This is a genomic window from Klugiella xanthotipulae (genome assembly GCF_006716695.1).
GTDB lineage: Bacteria > Actinomycetota > Actinomycetes > Actinomycetales > Microbacteriaceae > Klugiella > Klugiella xanthotipulae.
On the sequence record NZ_VFPN01000001.1, the window covers coordinates 1,215,970 to 1,240,948 of the forward strand.

At 58.1% G+C, this 24,979-nt stretch carries 26 protein-coding genes and 2 tRNA genes; 18 read left to right on the top strand and 10 right to left on the bottom strand.

Going from position 1 to position 24,979, the window contains the following annotated elements:
* Nucleotides 1-48 precede the first annotated feature (48 nt).
* From trxB to FB466_RS05515, 4 genes are all read left to right on the top strand, one after another.
* Complete coding sequence (gene trxB / locus FB466_RS05500) at nt 49-975, top strand: thioredoxin-disulfide reductase (protein ID WP_141916496.1); 927 nt, start codon at nt 49-51, stop codon at nt 973-975.
* Nucleotides 976-1,078: 103 nt separating this feature from the next.
* On the top strand, nt 1,079-1,405 hold the full coding sequence (trxA, locus tag FB466_RS05505) for a thioredoxin (RefSeq protein WP_141916498.1): 327 nt from the start codon (nt 1,079-1,081) through the stop codon (nt 1,403-1,405).
* 183 nt (nt 1,406-1,588) lie between these two features.
* Nucleotides 1,589-2,899 carry an aminotransferase-like domain-containing protein gene (locus FB466_RS05510; protein WP_141916499.1) on the top strand — a complete coding sequence of 437 codons (1,311 nt, stop codon included), beginning with the start codon at nt 1,589-1,591 and terminating at the stop codon, nt 2,897-2,899.
* Nucleotides 2,900-2,936: 37 nt separating this feature from the next.
* Nucleotides 2,937-3,959: a D-alanine--D-alanine ligase family protein gene (locus FB466_RS05515; RefSeq protein WP_141916501.1), complete on the top strand. Its 1,023-nt coding sequence runs from the start codon at nt 2,937-2,939 to the stop codon at nt 3,957-3,959.
* A 243-nt stretch (nt 3,960-4,202) separates the two neighbouring features.
* On the opposite strand, the gene FB466_RS05520 is transcribed toward FB466_RS05515, so the two are convergent.
* The 8 genes from FB466_RS05520 to rpmH form a co-directional block, all read right to left on the bottom strand.
* Complete coding sequence (locus FB466_RS05520; RefSeq protein ID WP_141916503.1) at nt 4,203-5,258, bottom strand: ParB/RepB/Spo0J family partition protein; 1,056 nt, start codon at nt 5,256-5,258, stop codon at nt 4,203-4,205.
* A complete protein-coding gene (locus FB466_RS05525) occupies nt 5,248-6,150 on the bottom strand; it encodes a ParA family protein (RefSeq protein ID WP_141916504.1) in 903 nt (300 codons plus the stop codon). Before FB466_RS05525 ends, FB466_RS05520 begins: the two co-directional genes overlap by 11 nt.
* Before the next feature lie 78 nt (nt 6,151-6,228).
* A complete protein-coding gene (gene rsmG, locus FB466_RS05530; protein ID WP_141916506.1) occupies nt 6,229-6,879 on the bottom strand; it encodes a 16S rRNA (guanine(527)-N(7))-methyltransferase RsmG in 651 nt (216 codons plus the stop codon).
* Nucleotides 6,880-6,893: 14 nt separating this feature from the next.
* Nucleotides 6,894-7,415, bottom strand: coding sequence for a Jag family protein (locus tag FB466_RS05535; protein WP_425460891.1), 522 nt, complete (start codon nt 7,413-7,415; stop codon nt 6,894-6,896).
* Between the two features lie 9 nt (nt 7,416-7,424).
* Complete coding sequence (gene yidC / locus FB466_RS05540) at nt 7,425-8,390, bottom strand: membrane protein insertase YidC (RefSeq protein WP_141916510.1); 966 nt, start codon at nt 8,388-8,390, stop codon at nt 7,425-7,427.
* Nucleotides 8,391-8,396: 6 nt separating this feature from the next.
* Entirely contained in the window at nt 8,397-8,711 is a 315-nt protein-coding gene (gene yidD, locus FB466_RS05545; RefSeq protein WP_141916511.1) for a membrane protein insertion efficiency factor YidD, read from the bottom strand.
* Nucleotides 8,708-9,076, bottom strand: coding sequence for a ribonuclease P protein component (gene rnpA, locus FB466_RS05550; RefSeq protein WP_141916513.1), 369 nt, complete (start codon nt 9,074-9,076; stop codon nt 8,708-8,710). The genes yidD and rnpA overlap by 4 nt, the downstream gene beginning before the upstream one ends.
* A gap of 27 nt (nt 9,077-9,103) precedes the next feature.
* Nucleotides 9,104-9,241 (bottom strand): 50S ribosomal protein L34, encoded by a 138-nt coding sequence (gene rpmH, locus FB466_RS05555; RefSeq protein WP_141916515.1) that lies wholly within the window; start codon nt 9,239-9,241, stop codon nt 9,104-9,106.
* A 412-nt stretch (nt 9,242-9,653) separates the two neighbouring features.
* Between rpmH and dnaA the strand changes: the two genes are divergently transcribed.
* The 11 genes from dnaA (at nt 9,654) to FB466_RS05610 (ending at nt 21,423) form a co-directional block, all read left to right on the top strand.
* Complete coding sequence (dnaA, locus tag FB466_RS05560; protein WP_425460898.1) at nt 9,654-10,991, top strand: chromosomal replication initiator protein DnaA; 1,338 nt, start codon at nt 9,654-9,656, stop codon at nt 10,989-10,991.
* Nucleotides 10,992-11,503: 512 nt separating this feature from the next.
* A complete protein-coding gene (dnaN, locus tag FB466_RS05565; RefSeq protein ID WP_141916518.1) occupies nt 11,504-12,646 on the top strand; it encodes a DNA polymerase III subunit beta in 1,143 nt (380 codons plus the stop codon).
* Nucleotides 12,647-12,667: 21 nt separating this feature from the next.
* A complete protein-coding gene (recF, locus tag FB466_RS05570; protein ID WP_141916520.1) occupies nt 12,668-13,912 on the top strand; it encodes a DNA replication/repair protein RecF in 1,245 nt (414 codons plus the stop codon).
* The gene (locus FB466_RS05575) at nt 13,902-14,516 is read left to right on the top strand and encodes a DciA family protein (RefSeq protein WP_141916522.1); all 615 of its coding nucleotides are present in this window, start codon (nt 13,902-13,904) and stop codon (nt 14,514-14,516) included. The genes recF and FB466_RS05575 overlap by 11 nt, the downstream gene beginning before the upstream one ends.
* A gap of 121 nt (nt 14,517-14,637) precedes the next feature.
* On the top strand, nt 14,638-16,626 hold the full coding sequence (gene gyrB, locus FB466_RS05580) for a DNA topoisomerase (ATP-hydrolyzing) subunit B (protein WP_141916523.1): 1,989 nt from the start codon (nt 14,638-14,640) through the stop codon (nt 16,624-16,626).
* A gap of 94 nt (nt 16,627-16,720) precedes the next feature.
* The gene (gyrA, locus tag FB466_RS05585; protein WP_141916525.1) at nt 16,721-19,261 is read left to right on the top strand and encodes a DNA gyrase subunit A; all 2,541 of its coding nucleotides are present in this window, start codon (nt 16,721-16,723) and stop codon (nt 19,259-19,261) included.
* Nucleotides 19,251-19,661, top strand: a complete 411-nt coding sequence (locus tag FB466_RS05590) for a DUF3566 domain-containing protein (protein ID WP_141916526.1) — start codon at nt 19,251-19,253, stop codon at nt 19,659-19,661. Before gyrA ends, FB466_RS05590 begins: the two co-directional genes overlap by 11 nt.
* Before the next feature lie 97 nt (nt 19,662-19,758).
* Nucleotides 19,759-19,832, top strand: a tRNA-Ile gene (locus FB466_RS05595).
* 32 nt (nt 19,833-19,864) lie between these two features.
* A tRNA-Ala gene (locus FB466_RS05600) sits at nt 19,865-19,937 on the top strand.
* Nucleotides 19,938-20,182: 245 nt separating this feature from the next.
* Nucleotides 20,183-20,935, top strand: a complete 753-nt coding sequence (locus FB466_RS05605) for a metallophosphoesterase family protein (RefSeq protein ID WP_141916528.1) — start codon at nt 20,183-20,185, stop codon at nt 20,933-20,935.
* A gap of 5 nt (nt 20,936-20,940) precedes the next feature.
* Nucleotides 20,941-21,423 carry a hypothetical protein gene (locus FB466_RS05610; protein ID WP_141916530.1) on the top strand — a complete coding sequence of 161 codons (483 nt, stop codon included), beginning with the start codon at nt 20,941-20,943 and terminating at the stop codon, nt 21,421-21,423.
* A 107-nt stretch (nt 21,424-21,530) separates the two neighbouring features.
* Here FB466_RS05610 and FB466_RS05615 read toward each other — a convergent pair whose 3' ends face one another.
* Nucleotides 21,531-22,052 (bottom strand): DNA/RNA helicase, encoded by a 522-nt coding sequence (locus FB466_RS05615; RefSeq protein WP_141916531.1) that lies wholly within the window; start codon nt 22,050-22,052, stop codon nt 21,531-21,533.
* A gap of 156 nt (nt 22,053-22,208) precedes the next feature.
* On the opposite strand from FB466_RS05615, the gene FB466_RS05620 reads away from it, so the two are divergent.
* Nucleotides 22,209-22,718, top strand: a complete 510-nt coding sequence (locus FB466_RS05620; RefSeq protein ID WP_141916533.1) for a peptidylprolyl isomerase — start codon at nt 22,209-22,211, stop codon at nt 22,716-22,718.
* A 248-nt stretch (nt 22,719-22,966) separates the two neighbouring features.
* Nucleotides 22,967-23,620: a rhomboid family intramembrane serine protease gene (locus FB466_RS05625; protein WP_342777446.1), complete on the top strand. Its 654-nt coding sequence runs from the start codon at nt 22,967-22,969 to the stop codon at nt 23,618-23,620.
* Nucleotides 23,621-23,806: 186 nt separating this feature from the next.
* Here the strand turns inward: FB466_RS05625 and FB466_RS05630 are convergent, their stop codons facing one another.
* Entirely contained in the window at nt 23,807-24,076 is a 270-nt protein-coding gene (locus FB466_RS05630; RefSeq protein WP_141916536.1) for a cell division protein CrgA, read from the bottom strand.
* A 66-nt stretch (nt 24,077-24,142) separates the two neighbouring features.
* Here FB466_RS05630 and FB466_RS05635 point away from each other — a divergent pair, with 66 nt between their 5' ends.
* Nucleotides 24,143-24,979, top strand: coding sequence for a class E sortase (locus tag FB466_RS05635; protein WP_141916538.1), 837 nt, complete (start codon nt 24,143-24,145; stop codon nt 24,977-24,979).

The window sequence follows — 24,979 nt, forward strand, 5'->3', positions numbered from 1 at the left end:
CGAACAATAGGATGGGTTGTATTCCCCGACACACTAGGAGAGTTTCGCGTGCGAGAGATCATCATTATTGGTTCCGGCCCGGCCGGATACACCGCCGCTATTTATGCCGCACGTGCGGGGCTGGAGCCGCTGCTCCTCGCCAGTTCGGTTGAGGCGGGTGGTGAGCTCATGAACACCACCGAGGTCGAAAATTTCCCCGGTTTTCCCGAGGGAATTCAGGGCCCGGCGCTCATGGAGAAACTTCAGGAACAGGCCGAGAAGTTTGGCACCACCGTCGCTTACGACGATGTCACCGAACTAGACCTGACCGGCACGACGAAGAAGGTTATCCTCGGTAATGGCGAGAGCCACGAGGCACATGCCCTCATCTTTGCGACAGGTTCGGCCTATCGCAAGCTGGGTCTACCGGATGAGGAGCGTCTCTCTGGCCGCGGGGTCTCGTGGTGCGCCACCTGCGATGGCTTCTTTTTTAAAGAAAAAACCATCGCCGTCGTGGGTGGGGGCGACTCCGCTATGGAGGAGGCAACTTTCCTCACTCGCTTCGCCAGCAAGGTCTACGTGGTACACCGCACAGACACCCTGCGCGCCTCCAAGATCATGCAGCAACGCGCGTTCGATAACGACAAGATTGAGTTTGTGTGGAACTCCGAGGTTATCGGCATCACCGGCGCGGAGGCGGTTGAGGGTCTCACCCTCCGCAACACGGTCACGGGGGCCGAGAGCTCACTCGATGTCGGCGGTCTTTTCATCGCGATTGGTAACGACCCGCGCACTCACCTGATCCACAACACGTTAGAGCTCACTGCCGAGGGCACCATTGCCGTCGAGGGGCGCAGCTCACGAACAAGCGTCTCCGGGGTTTTTGCTGCCGGCGACGTGATTGACCCCACCTACCGCCAGGCCGTCACCGCGGCCGCCTCGGGCACCGTGGCCGCTCTGGATGCTGAGCATTTCCTGGCAGCCCTCGGAGAGTAACAAGCCCCCGCGAATAATTCGTGCCGACGTGCGTTAAGGAATGGTGCCAGCACCGACAACGCATCCGGCCCTCCCACATCACAGATTTTCACAAGGAGATACCATGTCAACAGCAGTCAATGTAACCGAGTCCAGCTTCGCGGAGGATGTCCTCAGCAGCGACAAGACCGTCCTGGTGGACTTTTGGGCAGAGTGGTGTGGCCCCTGCCGTTTGGTGGGCCCCATCCTGGATCAGATCGCGGCAGAAAACACCGAGAAAATCACTATCGTCAAGGTTAATGTAGACGAGAACCCATCACTCGCGGCAAAGTACCGGATCACTAACATCCCCGCGATGAAGGTGTTTAAGGGTGGCGAAGTTGTCGATACATTCATCGGTGCCCAGCCCAAGGTTGCCCTCGAACAAAAGCTCGCCCCTTATCTCTCCTAGTCCGCATCCGCGCCGCGCGGATTCACCGCCTGCCGCCCGCCCCACCTTTCCGGTGGGGCGGGCGCATTTATATGCACCCCAACCCCACCACCAGATCAGTCCACTGAAAGGGATATGCGGGCTATTCCACGACTGCTCGGGGGGTAGGGTGGACAGATATTCGCTTCGTCTTTAGGAGGATCTGTGACGGCACAGGCCAACCTCGGTACCCGTCTTGACCCGTGGTACGACCACTATGCGGCCCGGGCCGCGGGTCTCAGCGCATCGGAGGTTCGCGCGCTGTTTGCCGTTGCCTCCCGGCCCGAGGTGGTCTCCCTCGCGGGGGGAATGCCGTTTGTAGCTGGCCTGCCCAATACGGTCGTTTCAGCCTCCCTGGAGCGGGTAATGACCGAGCACGGCCCGCAAGCCCTCCAATACGGCTCCGGCCAGGGGGTCCCTGAGTTACGCGAGCACATCACACGGGTGATGGCTGCGGAGGGAATTACCGCGAGTCCGGACGATGTGGTTGTCACCACGGGATCCCAACAGGCACTTGACCTGGTTACCAAGCTGTTCATCGACCCGGGAGACGTCATTCTGGCTGAGGCCCCCAGCTACGTGGGTGCTATTGGTATCTTCCGCTCCTACCAGGCAAAAATTTCCCACGTTGCGATGGATGCTCATGGCCTGATTCCCGCCGCACTAGAGGAACGCATCGTCGAGTTGATGGCGGCCGGGGAGACCCTCAAGTTTCTGTACACAATCCCCAACTTCCACAATCCTGCCGGCGTCACCCTGACAACCGATCGGCGGGTTGAAATCTTGGAAATCTGCCGTCGGCACAGCATCCTGGTGCTGGAAGATAACCCCTACGGTATGCTCGCCTTCGATGAGCCAGCCCCGCCCGCCCTGCGCTCTCTTGACGATGGCGTAATCTACCTGGGCTCTTTCTCAAAGACGCTCGCACCCGGTTTCCGTATCGGTTGGGCTCTCGCACCACACGCGATCCGCGAAAAACTTATCCTGGCTAACGAGTCGGCTATTCTCTGCCCCAGTTCGTTTAGTCAATTTGTCATCAGTGATTATCTGGACAACACCGATTGGCTGACCCAGATCAACACGTTCCGGGGCATCTATCACAGCCGCAAAAACGCCATGATTACCGCGCTCGAAGACAATCTCCCCAGCCTCAGCTGGACCAACCCCAACGGCGGCTTCTTTGTCTGGCTCACCCTGCCAGAGCAACTGGATTCCAAGGCTATGCTCCCCCGGGCGGTCAAGGAACTCGTTGCCTACACCCCCGGCACCGCGTTCTACGCGGATGGTGGCGGCAGACAGAATATTCGGCTCTCGTTCTGCTACCCGACCGAAGAGAGTATCGCTCTCGGCATCCGGCGCCTCACCACAGTAATTCGCGGTGAACTTGATTTACTCAACACGTTCGGTGGCTCCGGATCCATCAGCGCAGTGCCCACACCCGGTCGCTACAACGCACCTCCGCCCAACATTTCCTAGTACGAAACTTCCTAGCACAACAAGGACACACCTGATCATGACGGACTTTTCTGCACTCACCATCGTCGTCCTAGCCGGGGGGATTTCACACGAACGCGAGGTCTCACTTCGCACGGGGCGCCGTGTTGCCGAGGCCCTTGAGGCTGCCGGTCACAGCGTCATCGAACGAGAACCGGACGCCGCGCTCCTCCCCTATCTGCGGGCCAATACCCCCGACCTCGTCTGGCCTGCTCTGCACGGTGCGAGTGGTGAGGATGGTGCGCTCCTTTCGCTCCTTCAGGCGATGAAGATTTCCTATGTGGGCTCCCCCGCCAGTGCAGCACGATTAGCCTGGTCAAAACCACACGCCGCGGCCATCGTTGCCGCAGCCGGTGTGGCCACACCGGCGTCCATCACGCTCCCCCGTGACGAGTTCCGCGAACTTGGCGCTCATAGCGTCCTCCCTCTGATCGCTGAAGCGCTGGGGTTCCCCCTCGTCGTTAAGCCCGCCCAGGGTGGTTCGGCACAGGGGGTCACGATTGTCTCGGAGGCCAGCGAGTTGCCCCGAGCAATGGTAGACGCCTACACGTACAGCGATATCGCGGTGATCGAGCGGCGCATTATCGGCACCGAGGTGGCCGTCAGTATCGTCGAGCACGAGGGCATCACCACCACTCTTCCCGCCGTAGAAATAGTGCCCCGATCAGGTATTTACAGCTACGAGGCACGCTATAACGCCGGCGAAACTTACTTTTATACCCCGGCCCGCCTGACAGATACTGTCACAACGGCCGTCTCTGAGGCGGCTCTCACCGCGCATGACGCGCTCGGTCTCCGACAGCTCTCCCGCATCGACTTCATCGTCGATAGCGATGGTTCGCCCGTGTTTTTGGAAGCGAGCGTGATGCCTGGCCTCACCGAAACCTCACTATTTCCCCTGGCCGCGAGTGCTGCGAACCTCACCCTGCCTGAGATCTGCTCACAGTTGGCACTGGATGCCATGGCCGCCTCAGATCGTGGGGCTATACCGCCTCTCTACTCCAATACCGAGGCCTTCGCCGACGATCCCGTCACCGAGTAACCACACGATAGAGCCATTGCCCGGTTGTAATACACAGGGGTCACCGAAGGCGTCATTAGCAACCCAGCTATTCCCTAAAAATCACCTGATCAGGGGCTTGTTTGTAGTTTGCGGATTGTTGGTCCGGACTAAATCCGAAGAAAGACTGTCCCCCAGTGTTGAGGGTCAAGCATTGAGTGTCAAGACATCGGAAGGGGTCTGTGTTTCACGTGAAACACAGACCCCTTCCGATGCGTGTATGTCTTAGGCACCAAACCCGGGGTCACCAAGCTCGTTCAGAATCCGATTCATATCCTGCACCGTTGCAAACTCAATCACGATCTGGCCTTTCTTGGCTCCCAGGTTAATCCGGACCCGGGTATCAAGCCGATCTCCCAACCGCTCCGAAATCACGTTAAGCTGTCCCAGTCGTCCACCCGCCTTGGGCTTATTCTTACGCTGAGGCGACTGGCTCGCCACAGCTTCAGCAGCTCGTACCGACAGGTCTTCGTTCACGATTTTATCGGCAAGTGAGGTCATTGCCGTTGGATCTCCCCCTAAGGAAAGAATTGCCCGAGCGTGTCCGGCCGAGAGAACACCGGCGGCAACCCGATTTTGAACGTTCTCCGGAAGCTGAAGAAGACGCATGGTGTTACTGATCTGCGGTCGCGAACGTCCAATTTTCTGAGCGAGCTGTTCCTGCGTAATTCCAAAGTCGGCAAGAAGTTGCTGATAGGCCGAGGCTTCTTCCAAAGGGTTTAACTCGGCCCGGTGAAGGTTCTCCAGGAGCGCATCCCTGAGCATATCCTCATCAGCAGTTTCCCTGATCACAGCGGGAATCGACTTGCGGCCAACGGCCTTACTCGCCCGCAACCGACGTTCACCCATGATGAGTTCATACTGAGGTTGACCTGCGGGCGGAGTTGGTTCGATTGGACGAACCACAATCGGCTGCAGCACGCCAAACTCGCGGATACTGTGTTCCAGTTCAGCCAAAGCCTCCGGCGCAAACTCGGTGCGAGGCTGCTGCGAATTGGGAACAATGTCGCTGGGGCTCAGTTGGGCGAGTCGAGCACCGGGAACCTGAACAAGCTCGTGCTCCGGCGCGGTAGAAGCCGGCACAATTGGTGCCTCTACTGACGGAGCAGTAGTGTCAGCTACCGACTTTTCGGGAATTTCTCCCACCTGTGTGTCACGTGCAACATTCGCGGTCGTCTGCGAATTGAAGAAAATATCAACCGGACGCTTACCCGTTTCTTCAACATTGGGGATGAGCGCCCCGATCCCCCGACCTAGACCCGTACGTTTTTTAGCTGCCATCAGTTGTTCCTTCCCAGCGCGTTCCACGATGCCCAATCTCTGCCGCCGCCTCAAGATACGCCAGGGCACCCGTTGATGACTCGTCATATTCAATGACACTCTGCCCATAACTGGGAGCCTCAGAGATACGAACGGATCTCGGAATGACCGAATTCAGCGTCTGACGGGGAAAATGTTCCCGCACTTCGTTAGCGACTTCCTGGGCAAGGTTTGTTCGAGAATCAAACATCGTCAGGAGGATGGTTGACACACGTAAATCAGGGTTAAGGTGCTGCTCAATGAGCTGGATATTCTTCAACAACTGACTCAGACCCTCCAGCGCATAGTATTCACACTGAATTGGGATCAGCACTTCACGGGCAGCGACAAAAGCGTTGATGGTAAGTAACCCTAGTGACGGTGGACAGTCAATAAAAACGTAGTGGAAGGGCTCCTCTGTCCCGGCAAGGTATGTATCGAGTGCTCGACGCAATCGTTGTTCTCGGGCAACGAGGGAAACAAGCTCAATCTCTGCCCCCGCAAGGTGAATGGTTGCGGGAACACAGTAGAGAGAGTCAAATTCTGAACTTTTCTGAACAACATCCTTCATGGCTTTATCGCCCAGAATCACGTCGTACACACTAGGAGTTTCTTCCCGGTGCTCCGCACCCAGAGCCGTTGAAGCGTTCCCCTGTGGATCCAGGTCAATCACAAGAACGCGTGCGCCACTCTGCGCGAGCGCGGCCGCCAAATTAACCGTCGTTGTGGTCTTACCCACTCCACCCTTCTGGTTCGAAATCGTTAAGACTCGGGTGTGGGTAGGAAGCGGCGCGGGCTGCTCTTTCAGTAATCGGCGACGACGTGCCTTATCGGCAACGTGCCGACCAAGCGGCGCACTGGCGTCTAAACTCATGATTCCTTTGTTGTACTGTCGGGGAGAATTGGATTGTAAAGTTTCACGTGAAACGCTACCGTCCAGCACTGACAATCATCAGTTTGCCGGGACCCGTTCTCCTACTGTAGCCCGAAAGACTCGGGTTTCTTCGCTGAGAACCCCTGTTCCTAAAACAAGAACCTCCGGCAGAGAAATCCGATACTTCCTCAGCTGCTTCTGCGCAGCCACAATCTCATTATCCACCGCAGCACCCTTCATTAACACAAGTTCACCCCCGGGGCGCACCAGTGGTGCGGTAAGCGGAACAAGTTTCTGCAGGGAACTCACCGCACGAGCCGTCACCTGATCGAGCGGGTCGGCGAGCCGAACCTCCTCGGCACGTGCTCGAACAACAGTTACATTAACTAATCCCAATTCATCAACTTGATCATTCAACCAGGCCACGCGGCGTTCCATGGGCTCAATCAGAGCAAAGTTCACATCCGGTCGAGCAACTGCCAGTACCAGGCCCGGCAATCCCGCACCCGAGCCAACATCACCCACAAGACCGGGTCGAAGCAGTGGAGCTACGATCGCACAGTTCAGGATATGACGAGTCCAGATACGAGGAAGTTCGAGCGGGCCAATAAGCCCCAACTCTTCTCCACGCGCGGAAAGATTCTCGGTAAATTGTCGGAGCAGTTCAATACGGTCGCCCAGCAACTCTGCCGCAACGGCAGGCTCAACTTCAATCGTGTTATTCGTCACTGTTTCACGTGAAACTAAACGATGGGACTGACAACAATGTGGCGAGCACGATCCTCACCTTCGGATTCCGAGTGGTAACCGGCCTCCGAAACAAAGTCGTGGACGAGCTTGCGCTCATACGAAGACATGGCGGGAAAAGCTTCCCGATTACTTCCCCGATCAATCCGATCAATCGCATCATCCACCAGATCTTTTAGTTCCTGGATGCGGGCGGCACGAGATCCGCCGATGTCCAAAATGAGCCGTGAGAACAGTCCCGTCTTGTTCTGGACCGCAAGCCGCGTCAACTCTTGAAGGGCGTTAACCGTTTCGGGGCGCGATAGCGGGATCAGGCTCTGACCGGCCTCATCATTCACGGACACATAGGCCCGGCCGTTACGGGCCGTAATGTCGATATCACCATCAAGATCGGCTATATCGAGTAGTTCCTCGATATAATCTGCGGCAATATCACCCTCATCGTCCAGCTGTGACACCGAACGAACCTCGCTGAGAGTTTCATCCTGCAGGGGGAGTTCTTGTACGCTGTCCGTCACGATAACAACCTAACTGTTCGGTCCGGTGGAACCCGGATTCTTCTTCTTTGCTCGTTTACTATTCATGGGTTGCTGACGTTGGTTACTACGAGGACCCTGGCCAGATGTTTCGGTACCCTCATCCGTAACCTCCAGCTTGCCCTTACGCTCAAGACGTTGCTGACGCAGACGATAGGCCTCGCTGCCGGGCGTCGGCATCTGTCGAATAATAATGAACTGCTGAACCATGGCCCACACATTTGAGGTGAACCAATAAAAATTGAGTCCCAGGGGGAAAGCCACTCCAGAGAAGACAAACATGAAGGGAATGATGTAGAGCAGGATTCGCTGCTGCTTGTACATCGGTGACTCTTTCGTCTCATCAGAGACGTTCTTTGAGGTGATCTGCAGCTGAGTATAGAACTGGGAGGCGGTCATCAGGATCACCAGTGTGGCGGCGATCACCATGACCTGCCAGGGTCCGTTGTTCAAGGCATCCATGAACGTTGCGTTCAAAGGGGCGCCCAGAATCTCAGCGTTGGCGAACGAGTGCGCAAGATTCTGGGTCAGGAGACCAACACCGGCTTTATCGTCACTCGCGTTGCGCAGCACCGAAAACAGGCCAAAGAAGATGGGCATTTGCACCAGGATGGGCATACACGAACTGAACGGACTTGTGCCGTTCTCCTTGTACATCGCCATAGTTTCGCGGGACATAGCCTCGCGCGAAAATTGATCCTTTTTGCCCTTGTACTTATCCTGAATCTTCTTCAGCTTAGGAGAAATCTCCATCATTCGACGCTGAGATTTGATCTGCTTGACGAAGAGGGGGATGAGTGCGGCACGCACCACAACCACCAGACCCACGATGGACAGCACCCAGGTGATACCGACATTCGGGTCAAGCCCGATGAAGGTAAACAGGTAGTGCCACCCCACGATGATGAGTTCGATCGCCCACCGGATTGGCCAGAGAATGGTACCGATAAAGTCCATGTGGTGTTACTGAGCCTTTCTGTGGGGATGAGCAACCACGAAACCGTGTTTCGTGACCCTGAGATCAGAGGATGCCCGTTCCGGAACGTCATCAATACCCCCGGCAGACCACGGATGGCAGCGTATGAGCCGACGAGCCGTGAGCCATACACCGCGCAAAAAACCGTGAGATTGCATGGCCTCAAGGGAGTAGCGGGAGCATGACGGGTAGTACCGACACACATCACCATACAGGGGTGAGATAAGAAATCTGTAAATCACGAGAAGACCAACCGCAATATTCCGCGGAATCAGAAGCGCATTACTCGCCACTGCGCTCATGGTGAGGTCACCTCCACGGATGCGGAAGTGACTGTCCGCGATTTCTCAAGAGAACGTCGGAGATCCTCATGTAGCTGATCAAAGCTGGCAGAAGCAGCCTGAGGATACGCCCGATAAACCACATCTACGCCACTCAGCCCCTCGGCAACGAACTCAGCGGTGATCGCTTTCAACCGACGACGCACCAGATTTCGAGTGTGGGCCATACCCACCGCGCGCGAAACGATAAATCCAAACCGCGCGGGTGCATCGCCTTCAGCAGACACCAGATAACCCACACAAAAGCGACCGCGCAGGCGCTCTCCGGAACGTACAACGCGGCGATAGTCAGCCGCAGTCCGGATTCGGTGTTCCTGGGAGAGCACGATTATTGTGCACGGTCGCTTGGTGCTCTAGGCAGAAAGCTTGGTGCGCCCCTTGGTACGACGTGCCGAGAGAATTGAACGGCCGGCGCGCGTACGCATACGCAGACGGAAGCCGTGAACCTTTGCGCGACGACGGTTGTTGGGCTGAAACGTTCTCTTACTCATGACAAACTCCACACTGTTGCGATTGGCCGACCTGATCGGCCGGAAAGTCCTGGGGCACACAGTGCGCCCATCCAAAGGATTAAAAATACGCTGGTTCTGTGTCCACGTCAAACCGTAAACACAATAACAGACGATTATGCACAGACGAACCGGGCGAGACGGGGCATGACAGCGGCGTGTCCCACCCTCAACTTGATTACGGCCTCCCCCATTGACTACCGTTGTGAGTAAGTTATCCCCAGTTTTAACCGAAATCAGGCGTTCCCCCCGCGCGATTCCCTAAAATATGTTGATAAACCTGTGTATAAATCACTGAGAATGCTGAGGGTTCATGTCGGGTTCAGATGGCGTCGTATGGGCGTGGTCAACGATTGTTGACAAGTTAGTCAGCGACGAGCGAGTAACCTCCGCTATGCGCGGATTTGTGACTCTGGCCGAGCCTCGGGGAGTGATGGCGGGCACCATCTACCTCGAAGTTCCCAATGAATTCACCCGCAGCATGATCGAACACAGACTCCGTCTTCCACTCATGAAGGCGATCTCCGAGTTGGACGCTGAGCACGGCATCACCACATTTGCGGTCGTGGTAAACCCAGAGATCGAACCGGAATCAGAAAGTAACGACTCTCTCCCCGGCGACGAACGCCCGGAGTCGGTTGCAATTGTCGAACCCGTCACCACCACCGAACGCGAGCCACAGCAGAGCATTGAGGATAGCCGCCTCAACCCCAAATACAGCTTCGACAACTTTGTGATCGGCGGATCAAACCGTTTTGCACACGCTGCGGCCGTCGCTGTCGCCGAAGCGCCGGCCAAAGCCTACAACCCGTTGTTTGTCTATGGTGAGTCCGGGCTGGGTAAGACCCACCTACTGCACGCAATCGGACACTACGCTCAGAGCCTCTACAGCGGCATCCGTGTTCGGTATGTGAGCAGTGAAGAGTTCACCAATGACTTCATCAACTCGATTGCGAACAACCAGGGCAACCAATTTCACGCCCGCTACCGCAACATTGACGTACTTCTGATCGACGACATCCAGTTTTTGCAGGGGAAAGCTGAAACCCAGGAAGCTTTTTTTCACACGTTCAACACACTGCATGACCACAACAAACAGCTTGTCATCACGAGTGACCTCCCACCCAAGCACCTCACCGGGTTCGAAGACCGGATGCGGTCCCGCTTTGAGTGGGGCCTGATTACGGATGTGCAGACGCCTGACCTCGAAACGCGCATCGCAATTCTCCGGAAGAAGGCTCAGAACGACCAGCTACAGGTCTCCCACGAGATCCTGGAGTACATCGCCTCGAAAGCATCGTCAAACATCCGTGAGCTGGAGGGCACACTTATTCGGGTGACCGCATTCGCAAGTCTCAACCGTCAGGTTGTTGACATGCCGCTCGTCCAAACGGTCTTGAAAGACCTCATTACCCTCGACGAAGATAATGTGATCTCGCCGATCGACATCATCAATCACACGGCTGATTATTTCAAACTCAGTGTGGATGATCTCTACGGCTCCTCCCGTTCGCAGACGCTTGCCACGGCCAGGCAGATTGCGATGTACCTGTGCCGTGAACTCACGAACCTCTCTTTGCCCAAGATTGGTCAGCTTTTTGGTGGTCGTGATCACACCACGGTGATGTACGCCAACAAGAAGATCAGCGAGTTGATGAAGGAGCGTCGCTCCATCTACAACCAGGTAACCGAGCTCACGAGTCGTATCAAGCAGACGAATCGTTACAACTAGCCTTCAACTCACCGGCTGTGGCGCCACAGAAACTGTGTGGCGGAGATGGTTATCGAGTTGCTTAATTAACTTGTTATTCGTTAATAGTCTTAACCCCTGTGGAAAATGTGGATAACTCCCGCGTGGCCATATTTCACTAGGGAACTACACCGGTGTTACTTGTTGATGGCCTGTAGATTACCGTCATTCCGGCCCAAAACCGGGGATGCTCCCGAAGCGTGATTCCACAAGCTGAGGTCATTCATCAACAGATTTTGGCCCAGCACCCGAAAGTTATCCACAGGAGCTGTGGAAACGAATGACAATTTGTTGCTGTGACTGGCGTCGGAGGCATGACATATTTCCTGTCATTTGCCGTGACCTGGGGAGAACTTGTCGTGGCGCCACGACAGGGAGGCACCTCTCGGGAGCAGTACCACGGAGATCCGATAATCCTGTCTCCCCCACCGGCTCCAGGTATGCAAGGATGAGTGTGCATATTTGTCTCCATTTACAACGCAGGGGTGACCTGAGTGAAATTTACTGTCAACCGAGATGTTTTCAGCGAGGCTGTGTCGTTCGTTGTGAAACTACTGCCCCAACGAACCACGCTCCCGCTGCTCAGCGGTGCCCTCATTGAGGCCGACGGATCCACTCTCACGCTCTCCTCGTTTGATTACGAGGTTTCGGCCCGCACACAGGTCACAGCCGATGTGGAAGCGGGAGGCCGGGCACTCGTATCCGGTCGGCTCCTGAACGACATTGCCAACCGTCTTCCCCAGGCACCCATCGTCATTTCAACTGAGGACGGTCGAATCCAGGTCAAGTGTGGTTCGGTATCCTTCAGCCTGCCGGCGATGCCCGTTGATGAATACCCCACGGTTCCGCAAATTGACGATGTTTCGGGTCTGGTTCCGGGCGAGGACTTTGCGTCGGCAATTGCCCAGGTATCGCTTGCCGCCTCGAAAGATGACGTTACCCCCGTGATTACGGGGGTCCAGTTTGAGATCAACGAAAACAGTCTGGGCCTGATTGCTACCGATCGCTACCGGGTAGCGGTGCGAGAGATTGATTGGGAAAACTCGATGTCTGGCGATGCGCTGACTGCCCTGGTTCCGGCCCGCATCGTGACCGAGGTGGGCAAGACATTTGCGCACAGCACCACGGTATCCGTTGCCATTGTCAGCAAAGACGAGCGCGAGTTGATCTCCTTCACTGCCGACAATAAGACTGTGACGTCGCTCCTGATCAAGGGAAATTTCCCACCCGTTCGTCGTCTCTTCCCTGAGAAGGTCGAGAATTATGCCGTTGTGAACACCAACGATCTCATCGAGGCAACTAACCGTGTCGGTCTGGTGCTTGATCGTGAGGCTGCGCTGCGATTTAGTTTCCGTGAGGGCTCGGTTACGCTCGAGGCTGCGGGTTCGGAAGCCGCCCAGGCCTCCGAAACTATTGATGCACACCTCGCTGGCGACGACACGGTTGTGTCCCTCAAGCCGCAGTTTCTGCTGGATGGCCTGCGTTCGGCACACTCCGAATATGCGCGCATCTCGTTCACGAAAACCGACAACCCCAATAAACCGGGTCCGGTTCTCATCACCAGCCAGACCAGCAAGGACGAGGCGGGACTCGACAGCTACAAGTATCTGCTCCAGCCCAACCTTCTTCTACGCTAGGTGTTTCGGAGGACTGATTGAATGCGGGTCACCCAGCTCAGCGTGGCCGATTATCGCAACTACCGGGGCGCGCACCTTTCGTTCCAGCCGGGGCCAAATCTTTTGCTCGGTCGGAATGGCCAGGGCAAAACGAATATTGCCGAGGCGATCGGGTATTTTGCTACTCTCAGCTCGCACCGGGTGAGCGGTGACCACGCGCTGATTCGTCAGGGCGAGGACGCCGCGGTTGTACGGATGCGGGTAGCTCACGAGGAACGTGAGGTTCTGCTTGAGTTGCAGATCAATCGCTCGGGCTCTAACCGCGCCCAGATCAACCGTGGCGCGAGTAAGCCGCGTGATCTACCTCGATATTTTTCGAGCATCCTCTTTGCGCCAGAAGATCTCAGTATTGTGCGCGGCGACCCCTCGCTGCGTCGCCGTTTTATGGACGAGCGAATCGTGGCTGATTCTCCGCGCATGATGACGGTAATGGCCGACTATGATCGTGTGGTTAAGCAGCGTAATACGTTACTTAAATCGGCACGAACCTCGGGCACCAAAGCTAATCAGCTCTCCACACTCGATGTGTGGGATGATCGCTTGGTTGAGCTCGGCTCCGAGATTATGGATGCCCGAACCCGGCTTATCCATGAACTCGGTCCCCCGGTTGCCGCGGCCTACCACCACATTGCGAACGATGACCACTCACCTCGGATGACGATCATCCGTAGCACCGAAACGGTTCTTGCCGGCGTCGCTCTCTCCGAGGCAGAGCTCGGTGAGATTGCGGTGGGGGCACCACCGGATATCAGCATGGCAACGGATCGCGGCGGAGATCATCCACACACGATGCAAAAATTTCGCGCGGCCCTTCGGGCCATCAGACCGAAGGAAATCGAACGTGCAATAACGCTTGTGGGTCCCCATCGCGACGATCTCTTTCTGGAACTCAATAACCTCCCAGTTAAGGGATACGCGAGTCACGGTGAGTCATGGTCATATGCCCTCGCGCTTCGACTGGGTTCCGCAGATAGGATGCGAGCACACAGCACGACGGGTGATCCCGTACTTATCCTGGACGATGTCTTTGCTGAGTTAGACCTGCGTCGTCGAGAGCGGTTACTTGCGGCCATCCGCAGTTATGAGCAGGTCATCGTGACCGCGGCAGTCGCCGAAGATGTTCCCGAGGGTTTCACGTGGAACACTATCTACATCCACGGTGGGGCAGTACGGCCGGATTTTTCGGATCAGCACTCGACCTCGGAACGGACACCTGATGTCGAGTAATGATCGTGATCGGTCCGCGGTCGATGAGCCAGCCCCACCCGCACTCGGTGCTGCTGCAATCGAAGGAACCGACGCGCCCGATGATGCGCTCCCCGCTCCCCGCTCCCCCTATGCCGAGGCGGTTCGTGCCCTCCCCGAAACCACCCGGGTCTATATCCATCTCAAGGAGGCCTGGTCCGGGCGTCGGCACTCCGTGCACCGGCGCGCGCGGAAACATGACCAGGGCGAGTCTCTCCCCTTTGGCCGCGGTCGTGATCCTCGTCCGGTCGGCGACACCATCGGTGACCTCACCAAGCAGCTGGGGTGGAGTCCCCAGCTTGCGCAATCCGAGGTTCTGTTGGGGTGGCCAGCGCTCGTGGGTGAAAATTTGGCTGAGCACGCCACGGTGGTGGACCTAGCCGATGGTGTGCTCATGGTTCAATGCGATTCAACCGCCTGGGCAACGCAACTCCGATTTATGCGCGCGGAAATACTGGAGCGTATCGCCCTCGCTCACGCCGATGCCAAGGTTGCTTCGATCCGCTTCATTGGCCCGGACGTTCCATCCTGGAAACACGGCTTCAGATCGGTTCCAGGGCGCGGCCCGCGCGATACATACGGCTAGGGACGCAAAATAGGTCACCCGGGAAAATTTCGCCCGTTAGATCGCCGAATAGACGCGTCCTTTCAGCTTAACTTGATAGGATTAATAGTCGGATGTTCCATGTCAGGAGAAACGTTTCTATATGAGTCCCGAAGTTCACACGGATCACACTGAAAACGAGTATGGAGCTGGAGACATCCAGGTTCTTGAGGGGCTCGAAGCGGTGCGTAAGCGCCCGGGTATGTACATCGGTTCTACCGGGCCCCGAGGTCTCCACCACCTCGTGTACGAAATTGTGGATAACTCTGTGGATGAAGCTCTTGCCGGGTACTGCGACCACATTGAGGTTTCCATCCTGAAAGACGGTGCCGTCAGGGTTGTGGACAATGGACGAGGAATTCCGGTGGACATCCACCCTGTGGAAAAGAAGTTCACCGTTGAAGTGGTGTTGACGATTCTGCACGCCGGTGGAAAGTTTGGCGGTGGCGGCTACGCGGTCTCCGGTGGTCTGCATGGGGTGGGTAGCTCCGTGGTTAATGCGCTTTCCACGCACCTTGAGGTGGAGGTTCGTCGTCAGGGTAAGGTCTACCGCCAGAGCTTCAACACGGGAGTTCCGGAGGTCCCCCTGGTTCAGGATGAAACCTACGATGAGACCGGCACCACCATTACTTTCTGGCCCAGCCCCGAGATCTTTGAAACCGTCGAGTACGACTACGACACCCTGCGTAATCGTTTTCAGCAGATGGCATTTCTGAACAAGGGTCTCCGCATCTCACTCAACGATGAGCGTGTGATGGAGCTCGCCGAAGGCGAGGAAGAAGCCGTCCCCCGCAGCGACGTTTTCCTGTACGAAAACGGTCTGGTTGACTACGTTCAGCATCTGAACAAAGCTAAGCGGGCAGAAATCGTCAACGAGGAGATCATCTCCTTCGAGTTGGAGGATCCCGAGAAAAAGATTGCCCTCGAGGTGGCTATGCAGTGGACCACTTCCTATACCGAGAGCGTCCACACCTACGCCAACACCATCAATACTCATGAGGGGGGTACCCATGAGGAGGGTTTCCGCGCTGCCCTCACCACGCTTGTGAACAAATATGCTCGCGAAAAGGGTCTCCTGAAAGACAAGGACGACAACCTCTCCGGCGACGACGTTCGCGAGGGTCTCACTGCGGTCGTCTCGATCAAGCTGGGTGAGCCTCAGTTTGAGGGTCAGACCAAAACCAAGCTCGGCAACACCGAGGCTAAAGCGTTTGTGCAGAAGGTCACGGGCGACCAGCTTGGCGACTGGTTCGGTCGCAATCCCACCGTGGCAAAAGACATTATCCGCAAGTCCATTCAGGCGGCCACCGCGCGTATGGCGGCCCGTAAGGCTCGCGAGACCGCGCGTCGCAAGGGTCTCCTGGAGGGCGGTGGGATGCCCGGCAAGCTTAAGGATTGCCAGTCAAAGGACCCATCTGTCTCCGAAATCTTTATTGTGGAGGGTGACTCGGCCGGTGGCTCCGCCGTGCAGGGTCGTAATCCCGAGACGCAGGCAATCCTGCCGCTGCGCGGAAAAATCCTCAACGTTGAGAAGGCACGCCTCGACCGCGCGCTCGGCAACGCCGAAGTACAGGCCATGATTACGGCGTTCGGTGCCGGTATCGGCGATGAGTTTGACCCCGAAAAGGCGCGCTACCACAAGATCGTCCTGATGGCGGATGCCGATGTCGATGGCCAGCACATCACCACGCTTCTGCTCACGCTTTTATTCCGGTACATGCGCCCGCTGATCGATCAGGGATACGTCTACCTGGCTCAACCACCGCTCTACCGGTTGAAGTGGTCCAACGCCGAGCACGAATACGTGTATAGCGATGAGGAGCGCGACGCGAAGCTGGTATCGGGTCAGGCCGCCGGCCGCCGGATTCCCAAAGATAACGGCATCCAGCGGTACAAGGGTCTGGGAGAAATGGACTACAAAGAGCTGTGGGAGACCACAATGGCTCCCGAAACCCGCACACTGTTGCAGGTCACCCTGGACGATGCGGTTGCGGCCGATACCATCTTCTCCACCCTGATGGGTGAGGATGTGGAGAGCCGTCGAAGCTTTATCCAGAACAACGCAAAGGATGTGCGGTTCCTCGATATCTAGGACGAAACCCCGGTGAGTGTCCCACGGAGCCGCACCGGGCATCCCGAATACAGATAGCGAGCAGCGCGACTCGACACAGCGAGTGAGAAGAGACATGGCAGAAGAGATCACAGCACACGACCACGGCAAAATTGACAAGGTAGATCTGCAGCTGGAAATGCAGCGCAGCTACCTCGACTACGCGATGAGCGTGATCGTGGGTCGGGCGCTGCCCGAGGTGCGCGATGGGCTCAAGCCCGTGCACCGCCGCGTGATCTACGCGATGTACGACGGCGGCTACCGACCCGATCGGGCCTTCTCTAAGTGCGCACGCGTGGTGGGGGATGTGATGGGCCAGTTCCACCCGCACGGCGACAGCGCAATCTACGATGCGCTCGTTCGTCTGGTGCAGCCGTGGAGTTTGCGCTACCCGCTCGCGCTCGGCCAGGGAAACTTTGGCTCCCCCGGTAACGACGGTGCCGCGGCGCCGCGGTATACCGAGACCAAGATGGCCCCGCTCGCGCTGGAGATGGTGCGCGATATCGACGAGGAAACCGTCGATTTTCAGGACAACTACGACGGTCGCACCCAGGAGCCCGCGGTTCTTCCGAGCCGGTTCCCAAACCTCTTGGTCAACGGATCGGTGGGTATTGCGGTGGGTATGGCCACCAATATCCCACCGCACAACCTGCGCGAGGTGTCCCAGGGTGCGCTGTGGCACCTGGAGCATCCCGAGGCCACCCGCGAGGAGCTGCTTGTCGCGCTGATGGAACGCATTAAGGGCCCAGACTTCCCGACCGGAGCTCAGATCCTGGGCACCCAGGGCATCAGGGACGCCTACACTACCGGTCGCGGCTCGATCACCATGCGCGCGGTTGTCAGTGTGGAAGAGCTGCAGGGCCGCACCTGCCTGGTGGTCACCGAACTTCCCTACCAGGTGAATCCCGACAACTTGGCCATCAAGATCGCTGACCTCGTGAAGGATGGCAAGATCGGCGGTATCGCCGACATCCGGGACGAGACGAGCGGTCGCACCGGTCAGCGCCTGGTGATCGTGCTCAAGCGCGACGCCGTGGCCAAGGTGGTGCTCAATAACCTCTACAAGCACACGCAGCTCCAGGACAACTTTGGTGCCAATATGCTCGCGATTGTGGATGGTGTGCCCCGCACGCTCCCGGTTGACGGTTTTATTACGCACTGGGTGGCACACCAGATTGAGGTGATCGTGCGCCGCACCCAGTTCCGTCTGCGCAAGGCGGAGGAGCGGATGCACATCCTGCGCGCCTACCTCAAGGCGCTCGACGCGCTCGACGAGGTGATTGCGCTCATCCGTCGCTCCCCCACTGTCGAGGAGGCTCGTGACGGCCTGATGGACCTGCTGAAGGTTGACGAGTTGCAGGCTCGCGCCATCCTCGACCTCCAGCTGCGCCGCTTGGCCGCCCTCGAACGCCAGAAGATCATGGAGGAGGCCGATGAGCTCTCCGTCAAGATCGCCGAGTACAACCACATCCTGGCCACGCCCACGCGCCAGCGCGAGATTGTGAGTGAGGAACTCACCGAGATCGTTGATCGGTTTGGCGATGATCGCCGCACCGAGATCATGATGGGCTACGGCGGTGATATGTCGATCGAGGACCTCATCCCCGAGGAGGAGATGGTGGTGACGGTTACCCGCGGTGGCTACGTCAAGCGCACACGCAGCGATAACTACCGCAGTCAGCACCGTGGTGGTAAGGGCGTAAAGGGTGCCCAACTGCGCGCCGACGACATCGTGGAGCACTTCTTCGTGACGACCACACACCACTGGCTCCTGTTCTTCACTAACCAGGGTCGGGTCTATCGGGCTAAGACCTACGAGGTTCCCGAGGGTGGTCGAGACGCAAAGGGTCAGCACGTGGCCAATCTGCTCGCGCTGCAGCCTGACGAGCAGATCACACAGATTCTTGACATCCCCACCTATGAGGCCGCGCAGTACCTGCTGCTGGCCACGAAGGAGGGCTTGGTCAAGAAGACCGCGTTGACCGAGTACGACACCAACCGTACCGGCGGCATCATTGCGATCAAGCTGCGGGAGGGCGATGAGCTTGTCTCTGCCCTACTCGCTAACGAGGATGACGATATCCTGCTGGTTTCCCGTAAAGGGATGTCGATCCGTTTCACGGCTAATGACACCGCCCTGCGTCCGATGGGCCGCTCCACGAGCGGCGTGCGCGGTATGGGCTTCCGTGAGGGAGATCATCTGCTGGATGCCGGCCTTGTCTCCGACGACGGCTTTGTCTTTGTTGTCACCGAGGGCGGCTATGCCAAGCGGACCAGGGTGGACGAGTACCGTGTACAGAACCGTGGTGGTTTCGGCGTCAAGGTGGCTAAGCTCGACGAGAACCGCGGTGATCTCGTTGGTGGGTTGATCGTGGACGAGGCTGATGAGGTCCTGGTGGTGTTGGCGAGTGGTAAAGTTGTGCGTTCCGCTGTGGCGGAGGTTCCCGCAAAGGGACGCAACACCATGGGAGTTGTCTTCGCACGATTCCCAGACGGCGACCGTATCATCGGTATCGCACGAAATTCAGAACGCAATCTTGAATCGGATGAGATCGACGAGGTCGATGGTCAGCCGGTGACGGACGCACGAGAGAAGGACGCAACCGATGAGCAATAGTGTCGCTGACAAGCTGGCGAGTAAGTCTCGTAAGAAGACGCCAGCCAAGCAGGTGCGGCTCAAGCTGGTCTACGTTGACTTCTGGTCTGCGGTGAAGTTTTCGTTCCTGCTGTCGCTCAGCACCGCCATCGTGCTCATTGTGGCCACCTTCCTGGTGTACATGGTGCTCAACCAGACGGGCATCTTCGAGCGCATCAACAAGCTGTTTATGGATATTGTCACCGGCGACGACCTCAATCTCATGAACATCCTGGGTATCCAGCAGGTGATGGGTTTTGCGATTGTTGTGGCCGTGCTCAACGTGATTATCGGCACCGCACTCGGTGCGATTTCGGCCGTGATTTACAACCTCATCGTGAAGGTGACGGGCGGATTTCAGCTCGGTTTCACGAGTAACTAACGGGTTTTTCGAGCGGAAATCTCCGGGTTCAGTATTTTTTCTCACTCTCGATTGGGAGTTTGGCTCAATATCCGGTAATGTTTCTTCTTGGTCAAACGGGGCTATAGCTCAGGTGGTTAGAGCGCTTCACTGATAATGAAGAGGTCCCAGGTTCAAGTCCTGGTAGCCCCACTGAGATATGATAAATATCTCTCCCGTAGTACGGGGCCTTAGCTCAGTTGGTAGAGCGCCTGCTTTGCAAGCAGGATGTCGGGAGTTCGATTCTCCCAGGCTCCACAGCACACAACGAAACCCGCCCCCGTGGCGGGTTTCGTTGTATTGGGGGTAGCGGGCAGGGCCGAGACCCGTCCCACCACTACCTCATCGCGCCGAGGTTACGATCTGCGGCACTGGGGATTGTGCTGGCGCTTCCCCTGTGACTCCCGCAGCTTCCTCCCTCACGGGGCATTCTCCGCCCGCTTTTATCCACCGTTGTCAGATATTCACGGTTGGCGGGTAGGTTTGACCCGTAAAGTGGCGCCATGAGAATCGCAGTTGTATCCGATATACACGGCAACCTTCGTGCGCTCGATGCGGTGTTGGCCGATAGCGCGTCGCGATCCGTGGATCTCACCGTCAACCTGGGCGACCTGCTCTCGGGTGGCTTGCACCCGGCGGAGACGGCCGATCGTCTCATCCCCCTGGCCCTGCCCACCGTGCGCGGTAACCACGAGCATCAGGTGCTCACGATTCCTCGTGAGCTGATGGGCCTGTCGGATGGTCGGGCTCGTGACACCATGACCGCCGAGCACCTGAGATGGTTCGCATCACTGCCCCTCGCGTGTGAGCCAGCCCCCGGGGTGCTCATGTTTCACGGCACGCCGAACGACGATGCCACCTACCTGCTCGAATCGGTGGATACCGACGGTGCGCGGGCGGCCACGGCCGACGAGGTGGTGGAGCGGCTCGGCGAATGGTCCTCCGGGTGGGGCCTTATGCTGTGCGGTCACACCCATATCCCACGTTCCCTCCGGCTCGACAGTGGAACGCTCGTGGTCAACCCCGGCAGCGTTGGCTGGCCGGCGTACGACGATGATGAGCCATTTCCGCACGTGATGGAGGCCGGGTCTCCCGGTGCCCGCTACGCGATTGTGGAGGATACAAGCGGCCAGTGGGAGGCTGCCTTCTATACCGTGCACTACGACTGGGAGGCGGCCGCGCGCGATGCTGAGGGACTCAACCGGCCAGATGTTGCCTGCGCGCTCCGCACCGGCCGCGTCATGGCGGGGCGGTGAGCGCGGTGACAACATCTCTCAAGATCCGCGTGAATGGCCTTTGCGCTGCGCTTCTGGCGCTCCCCCTGGTGCTTTCGGGGTGCGCCGCGCCGGAGACCCCCGCCCCCACCTCTACCCCGACGGTTTCCGTTGATGAGGCTTTTGCCGCCCGGGTGCAGGAAATGTGCGGTTCGCCCGATTCATTTCCCCTCACCACCATGACGGAGTGGGAATGGGATCGTGTCTCAATCTTTGAGGATGGTGCCACCGCCACCGATATTAATCGAGAGGTTGGTGAACCCGTCGTCGCGGAGACTCTCGTCGCGCCGGACAGCGTCCTCCTGGTTTTCCAGTTGACAGGCCACGTTGCGCGCGCCATCACCGCCGACAACCTGCAATTACGCAGTGGCGGTACGTCACGCTCCTTCACGGATGACGTGTTACTCGCCCCCGTACAAGAGGGTGGTGGATGTCCGCGGTTGCTGATCTCCCCCGAGCGCGCGGCGTAGCTCTCCCTCTTTTTCTCCGCGGTTAACAGTCGCGGTTAACAGTGGAGACCCACCCTCCAGGGTGGGTCTCCACTGTTAACAAGCTCTGCGTGCGGATGGTTTGTTGACTACTCCGCGTCTTCGGCGGCAATCCACAGCTCGTCATCGGCCCGGAAGGTCTGCCACAGGGCGGCAGCAACACCGACGGCAGCGACGGCACCCAGGATAAGAGCGATGACACCGCCCGCTGAGCGCTTCTTCTTCTTCTGCTGCTTCACCGGGAAGCCGGTCTTCGTGCCCAGGCGCACGATGCTCTCCGATGCCCTGCGGGCACCGGGATTGTCGGCGGCATCCAGGGCATTGACTGCTGTGATGAGCGCTGCCGTCACGGCCGGAGCCGCGGTGCGGCGCACACTGTTGGCGGCCTGTTTAGCGGAGCGAATCCCCCGCTCAACCGTGGGGCGCACATTCTCGCAGGCATCGTTCACCCGTGGGGCAACGTACTCGTCCGACAGGTGCTTGGCTTGGACGCCAGCCTCAAGCAGGACATCCTTTGCACGGTCCAGAACAATCTTCTGGTCATGCAGGACGTCCTCTGCATAGGACTTGAGTTTCTTGAGTTCGCGTTTGCGCTTGCGTGAGAGCGACACAGTGGGTTCCTCCGCTTCTAGTCGGCGACGACGCCAGTATGGTCCAACGCTACACCGAATCGTTATGGGATGACATCCGGGTCTGTTCGCTGACAGGTGATCGCCAGGTGTGTGATGGCCGAAAAATTGTGAGAACTGAGCAGTAGAATCGTGCGCATGGCTCTACATACCGCAGTTGCGACACTTGACACTAACCACGGCCCCATCACGATCAACCTCTTTGGTGACCACGCCCCCAAGACGGTGAAAAACTTCACCGATCTCGCCGAGAAAAACTTCTACAACGGCGTGATCTTTCACCGTATTATTCCCGGCTTCATGATTCAGGGCGGTGACCCGACCGGTACCGGAACGGGTGGCCCCGGCTATACCTTCGACGATGAGATCAACTCCGAACTGAACTTCAACGCCCCCTACATGCTGGCCATGGCCAACTCGGGGAAGCGGCCCGACAGCTTTGGCAAGCTCTCCGGAACCAACGGCTCACAGTTCTTCGTGACCGTGGGCAACACTGACTGGCTCATGGGTAAGCACAGCATCTTCGGTGAGGTTGCAGACGATGGGTCGCGCGCCGTCGTGGACGCCATTGCCGCGGTCAAGACCGGTGCCAACGACCGTCCCGTTGAGGATGTTGTCATCAACAGCGTCGCCATCACGGTCGTTTAGGCTCACTCGCAGTGGCACCGACATACGGGGAAAAGGCAACGGGTCGATCATCCGATACCTGCTATCGGCATCCTGATCGCCAGAGTTTTATTCTCTGTCAGCGGTGCGGCCGCACGATTTGTACCGATTGCCAGACCCAGGCGCCGGTGGGTGTGATCTGCCCCGACTGCCTCCGGCAGGGACAGCAGGCTACCCGTCGGCCCCTGGGTCGGCGCCTCCGGGCCGTCACTCAGAACGACAAACCCCTTGTGACCTACTGGATTATTGGCATCTGCGTGGCGGTCTTCGCCCTGCAGTGGCTTATTCAGCCGTTTGTCACGCAGGCCATCTGGTACGCCCCGGCCTACGGCATTCCCGGCCAGTTTGAGCCCTGGCGGATGGTCACCTCAATGTTCGCCCACTCGCCCGGCTTTATCTTCCACATCCTGCTCAATATGTACTCGCTGTGGATCTTTGGCCGCACACTGGAACTCTTTTTGGGTCGGTGGCGTTTTCTGGCGCTGTACCTGGTCTCCGGCTTCGCCGGCTCGGTGATGGTGCTGCTCTCGGGTTATCTCTCGCAGGACTACCTGCTCACCCCGGTGGTGGGCGCATCCGGTGCCATCTTTGGTCTACTCGGAGCCTTCCTGGTGATTCAGCGCACGGGCGGCGGGCAAACCCGGCAGTTGCTGGTGCTGCTCGGGATCAACTTTGTGATTACCTTCCTGCCCGGTATGAACATCGCCTGGCAGGCCCACGTGGGCGGGCTCATTGGTGGGCTCGTGGTTGCTGCGATATATATGTACGCACGCAAGCCCCAGCAGAAATGGCTCCGGGTGGGGCTTGTCGCCGCGTGGGCGGCCGCCCTGATCGTGCTGAGCTGCGCCTACTTTGTGGTGCCCTACACCACCTTCTGGTCCTAGGAAGAGCGCTTCTCCGGGAACCCGATATGCAGGTGGGGCCTCCATCACCGTGTGTGATGGAGGCCCCACGTCGCAGTTTTTCGGTCAGGTTATCCACAGGCTTATCCCCAGTTGGGGAGAACTACACCGGTGTAGTTCATCCGGTCTATGGAGAACGTGTGGATGAAAATTCCCGGAATACGGGTGCTAGCGCCAACGGGTAGTCATGAGGAACCCGATGAACATGATCCCAAAGCCGACAAATATATTGCCCTGCTGAAGAGCAGGGACGGGAAGCTGAAGGCTGCCACCCACGTAATATACGATGATCCAGATCAGGCCGAGTAGCATGAACCCAAACATGACGGGCTTGAACCACACCGGGTTGGGGGCCTGCTCGTCGGGACGGGTAGTCTGAGGCGCCCGCCGCTTATCGATGCCGGACTTCTTTTTACTGACCTCTTTGGATGCTGCCATGCGTAAGAGTTTAGCCAATAAATTAACTCACCGGGCATCCAGCCCTGGCGGATTAGAATAATGCCTATGTCCCAGGTTCCTTCCGCGCGCTCAGACGTGTCGTCATTCGATCCCCACGAGGGTGCTGACGACCCCCGATACCGAGCCCGCCGCCAACCCGAGGGTCGCAGCCGTCGCCGTAAACTGTCGGTCACAACCGTGCTTGGCGAGTTGCTGCTCACTGCGGGCGTCCTGGTGCTCGGCTTTATTGTGTGGCAGCCCCTCTGGTCGTCCACAGTGGTTGCCAGCGAGCAGCGCAGCTCGGCACAGGTGTGGAGCGACAAGTGGCAGAAGGATGCGGAGGGCCAGCCGGCCCCCACCATGACGGATGGCGATATCCCCATTCCCGGTGCGGTTGCCGCAGGCGAACCCCTGGGCGTGATCTACGTTCCGGCGTTTGGCGCTGACTTCTCCTCGGCAATCGGCGAGACCACCGACCTGCGCACCGTGTTAAACAAGCGCACCCTGGGCACTGGCCACTACGAGTTGAGTCAGCAGCCCGGTGAGATCGGCAACTTTGCGATGGCAGCCCACCGCTCCGGCTGGGTGCCCACGCCCTTCCGCGAGATCATGAACCTCCGCATCGGTGACCCCATCTTTATCCAGACCCCCGCGGGGTGGTACACCTACCGCTTCCGCGACCTGGAGTATGTGCAGCCCACCCAGACGGATGTGCTCAACCCGTTTCCCCGGCTGGAGGGCACCCCCGGCACCGACCGCATCCTCACCATGACCACCTGCCACCCCAAACTGGCCGGTAGTGATGAGCGGGCGATTGGCTACGCCGTCTTTGATAACTGGCAAGCTCTGCAGGACGGCCCGCCCGCCGAACTTGTTGAACTCAACCCGAATGTGAAGGCCTAA

Excerpts from the sequence above, each read along its gene's own strand:
- FB466_RS05515 (WP_141916501.1), top strand. The coding sequence starts at position 2,937 with ATGACGGACTTTTCTGCACTCACCATCGTCGTCCTAGCCGGGGGGATT.
- rpmH (WP_141916515.1), bottom strand. The coding sequence starts at position 9,241 with ATGAGTAAGAGAACGTTTCAGCCCAACAACCGTCGTCGCGCAAAGGTT.
- FB466_RS05620 (WP_141916533.1), top strand. The coding sequence starts at position 22,209 with ATGGCTCTACATACCGCAGTTGCGACACTTGACACTAACCACGGCCCC.
- yidD (WP_141916511.1), bottom strand. The coding sequence starts at position 8,711 with ATGAGCGCAGTGGCGAGTAATGCGCTTCTGATTCCGCGGAATATTGCG.
- dnaA (WP_425460898.1), top strand. The coding sequence starts at position 9,654 with ATGCGCGGATTTGTGACTCTGGCCGAGCCTCGGGGAGTGATGGCGGGC.
- gyrA (WP_141916525.1), top strand. The coding sequence starts at position 16,721 with ATGGCAGAAGAGATCACAGCACACGACCACGGCAAAATTGACAAGGTA.
- FB466_RS05575 (WP_141916522.1), top strand. The coding sequence starts at position 13,902 with ATGTCGAGTAATGATCGTGATCGGTCCGCGGTCGATGAGCCAGCCCCA.
- gyrB (WP_141916523.1), top strand. The coding sequence starts at position 14,638 with ATGAGTCCCGAAGTTCACACGGATCACACTGAAAACGAGTATGGAGCT.
- FB466_RS05525 (WP_141916504.1), bottom strand. The coding sequence starts at position 6,150 with ATGAGTTTAGACGCCAGTGCGCCGCTTGGTCGGCACGTTGCCGATAAG.
- trxA (WP_141916498.1), top strand. The coding sequence starts at position 1,079 with ATGTCAACAGCAGTCAATGTAACCGAGTCCAGCTTCGCGGAGGATGTC.
- FB466_RS05590 (WP_141916526.1), top strand. The coding sequence starts at position 19,251 with ATGAGCAATAGTGTCGCTGACAAGCTGGCGAGTAAGTCTCGTAAGAAG.
- FB466_RS05520 (WP_141916503.1), bottom strand. The coding sequence starts at position 5,258 with ATGGCAGCTAAAAAACGTACGGGTCTAGGTCGGGGGATCGGGGCGCTC.
- FB466_RS05635 (WP_141916538.1), top strand. The coding sequence starts at position 24,143 with ATGTCCCAGGTTCCTTCCGCGCGCTCAGACGTGTCGTCATTCGATCCC.
- recF (WP_141916520.1), top strand. The coding sequence starts at position 12,668 with ATGCGGGTCACCCAGCTCAGCGTGGCCGATTATCGCAACTACCGGGGC.
- FB466_RS05630 (WP_141916536.1), bottom strand. The coding sequence starts at position 24,076 with ATGGCAGCATCCAAAGAGGTCAGTAAAAAGAAGTCCGGCATCGATAAG.
- yidC (WP_141916510.1), bottom strand. The coding sequence starts at position 8,390 with ATGGACTTTATCGGTACCATTCTCTGGCCAATCCGGTGGGCGATCGAA.
- FB466_RS05605 (WP_141916528.1), top strand. The coding sequence starts at position 20,183 with ATGAGAATCGCAGTTGTATCCGATATACACGGCAACCTTCGTGCGCTC.